Raw genomic sequence first — 2,891 nt, 5'->3', positions numbered from 1 at the left:
CCGGATCCGCCTCCCAGACGGACCCGATTCGGCAAGATTGATCCCGACATCACACAGACCCTAGTGCCGTGTCCGTGTCCGGGTGGTCCCACAGCCCGCGCAGAAACTCCAGCGCCGGCCCTGGAAGGCGCTGTGCCTCGTCCCGCACCAGCACGCGAGGCTGTCGTAGCGCGTTCACCAGAACCAGGTCGGCCTCCCCCGCCCCGTGCGGCAGACGCCTGCCCGGCTCAAGGGCGTCCGCGAGTACCCGACGCAGTTCGGGAACCGTCGGGTGCACACCGACATGGACCAGGTGGGCCCTGGCCGGGTGCGGCAGCTGGGACAGGGCGTACTGCAGCGCGACCGTCTTCCCCTGGCCGGCGTCGCCGTACAAACACACCACCGTCCCGGCCGCCGTGTGCGCCACCGTCCCCAGCACCGACCGAACGGCAGACGTATGCACCACCTGGGCACCCGGTACCGGGACCTGCGCCAAGTGCTTCTGCTCCCGCAGAAACACCTGCCCACCGCCGCCCTTCTCGGTCACCACGTTCAGGCCCAGCGCGCTGAGGGGATCCGGCCGACGCGCCCCGGCAACCTCAGGCTTCCGCCCGGTCAGCAAAGCCCGCCCCGCCCGACGGTCCCTGCGGATCACCCGGCTCAACGTCGACATCGACGGAACCGGGGCCTCACCGCCAACAGCCACCAGCCAACGCCTCAGCTCCGAGACATTGCCCCCGCCTCACCCAGCAGCTCGTGGACGCCGCCTCCGCCTGCGGAGCTCGGCGACCTGGCCCTGGAGACACGAACTGGCCACGGCTTTCCACCGCCTTGCCGTACTGCCCCGACCGGTTGACTGACCTGCGGCCCCCGCCCACCCACGATCCGAAGGACCCGGAGAACCCGGCCATTGCGCCAGGACTCCACCATGCCCAGGCAACAGAATCGCCTCGCTCACCCAACAGTTGATGATCAACGCAGCCGCCTCAGCCCAACCGAAACGGCGAGGTTAACGCGTTATCAGCCATCAGCGGGGTTGGCGCTTTGCATAGGCGGGCCGGGCAAGAGGGCTCCTCTGGCCCGGCCCGCCTATGCAACCGTGCTGACTGCCAGCGGTACCGGCGGCCGCGGCGGCCGTCGGTGGCGGCGGGCCGCACAAGGAACCCCAGCAGCCACACCACGAGAACGATGACTGCTATCCACCACAGGGCTTTGATGGCGAAGCCACCGCAAAAAGGATGAGTGCGAGAAGCAGAACGAGCAGCAGGGCAACCACGATTATCGACTTCCAAAAACCATGTGCGCCGCCTTCAAGAAGGGCATGTGCGCGGGTTTCCGGGTTTGACCCTCCTGCCCTGCGGTGTAATGTGTGCCGCTGCTGTTCTGCGGATCGGCCGGTCCCGGCGCTGTCCCGGTTCACTGTGCCTGTGTACAGTCGGCTCGCCTCGGCGGTGCCGGACGCGCGGGGCGGCCTTCTTCGACCGGCGAGGAGGAGCCGTGACCAGCACACGCACCGAGTCGCAAGGGTCCCACGTGGCTGCCGCGCCATCCTTGTCTCCGGCGGAGCACAAACAGCGGATGCGGCGTCTTCTGGAGCGGCTGATCGGCATCGCCGCCACGGAAGGCAACGCGCTGCTGGCGCTGCGCAACGGGGACGAGATATTCGCGGCGATGCTGAAGAGCATCCGCAGCGCCGAACACACCGTGGACATGATGACGTTCGTGTACTGGCGTGGCGATATAGCCCGCCAGTTCGCCGAGGCGCTGGCTGACCGGGCTCAAAATGGTGTGCGTGTGCGGCTGCTGCTGGACGGCTTCGGCAGTCGGCAGATCGAACGGAATTTGCTGGATTTGATGGAGCGGGCCGGGGTCGAGGTGGCGTGGTTCCGTAAGCCCTTGTACCTCACCCCGTTCAAGCAGAATCACCGCTGCCATCGCAAGGTGGTGGTCGTGGACGAGGAGACGGCGTTCACCGGCGGAGTGGGTATCGCCGAGGAATGGTGCGGAGACGCTCGCAACGAGCACGAATGGCGCGACACCCACGTTCAGGTACGCGGACCCGCGGTGGACGGCATCGCCGCCGCCTTCGCACAGAACTGGGCCGAATGCCACGACACCCTCTTCGACAAGCGCGACCGCTTCAGCGACCACACACGGGAAGGCGACGCCGTGGTCCAGGTCGTCCGCGGCTCGGCCAGTCTCGGCTGGCAGGACATGCAGACCCTGCTGCGAGTCATGATCGAATGCTCTCAGGAACGATTTCGGCTGGCCACCGCCTACTTTGCCCCCGACGCCTACTTCATCGACCTGCTGTGCGCGGCCGCCCGACGCGGCGTCGAGGTGGAAATCCTGCTGCCCGGGCCCCACACGGACAAGCGCGTCTGCCAGCTGGCCGGCCAGCACTTCTACGAAGACCTGCTCGACTGCGGGGTGCGCATCTTCGAGTACCAGCCGACGATGATGCACGCCAAGGTCATCACCGTCGACCAGGTCGCCGCCCTGATCGGATCCACCAACTTCAACCGCCGCTCTCTCGACCACGACGAAGAAGTCATGCTCGCCGTCCTGGACGAAGACTTCGCCGCCACCTTCAACCGGCACTTCGACGAAGACCTGCAGGTCAGTCAGCAAATTGAGAAGGGCCGCTGGATACGCCGCTCCGCCACGCGGCGACTGCGGGAGGCGGCCGTCGCCCCCATCCGCCGCTTCCTGTAATACACGGGCAGGGCCGAGGCACTTCACGCCTGCGCGCTGGCGGCCCATGTCGGCGTGTGAACGCCGCCGCCCTCCTCGTACCGCGCCTCCGCGCACTTCCCAGCCTCGTCGGTGGGTCTGTCAAATGAACGGCTCTGGCCCGTAGTCGGTGGTGACGCCGGATAGCCATTCGCGGTCATGATCTTGCGATGGATATC

General features: G+C 67.1%; 2 protein-coding genes and 1 pseudogene. 1 reads left to right on the top strand and 2 read right to left on the bottom strand.

Annotation, left to right across the window (positions count from 1 at the left end; all coding sequences use genetic code 11):
- Positions 1–49: 49 nt before the first annotated feature.
- Both AOQ53_RS46600 and AOQ53_RS46595 read right to left on the bottom strand, forming a co-directional pair.
- Positions 50–418: an ATP-binding protein gene (locus AOQ53_RS46600; RefSeq protein ID WP_236711833.1), complete on the bottom strand. Its 369-nt coding sequence runs from the start codon at positions 416–418 to the stop codon at positions 50–52.
- Positions 419–1,088: 670 nt separating this feature from the next.
- Positions 1,089–1,255, bottom strand: a pseudogene (locus AOQ53_RS46595) (hydrophobic protein); the annotation flags it as partial.
- Between the two features lie 302 nt (positions 1,256–1,557).
- Here AOQ53_RS46595 and AOQ53_RS26975 point away from each other — a divergent pair.
- The gene (locus tag AOQ53_RS26975) at positions 1,558–2,694 is read left to right on the top strand and encodes a phospholipase D-like domain-containing protein (protein ID WP_078945528.1); all 1,137 of its coding nucleotides are present in this window, start codon (positions 1,558–1,560) and stop codon (positions 2,692–2,694) included.
- Positions 2,695–2,891 lie beyond the last annotated feature (197 nt).

It is taken from the genome of Streptomyces azureus, assembly GCF_001270025.1.
Lineage (GTDB): Bacteria > Actinomycetota > Actinomycetes > Streptomycetales > Streptomycetaceae > Streptomyces > Streptomyces azureus.
Note: the sequence above shows the minus strand (reverse complement) of the source record. Positions and strands in the feature narration are given on the sequence as shown.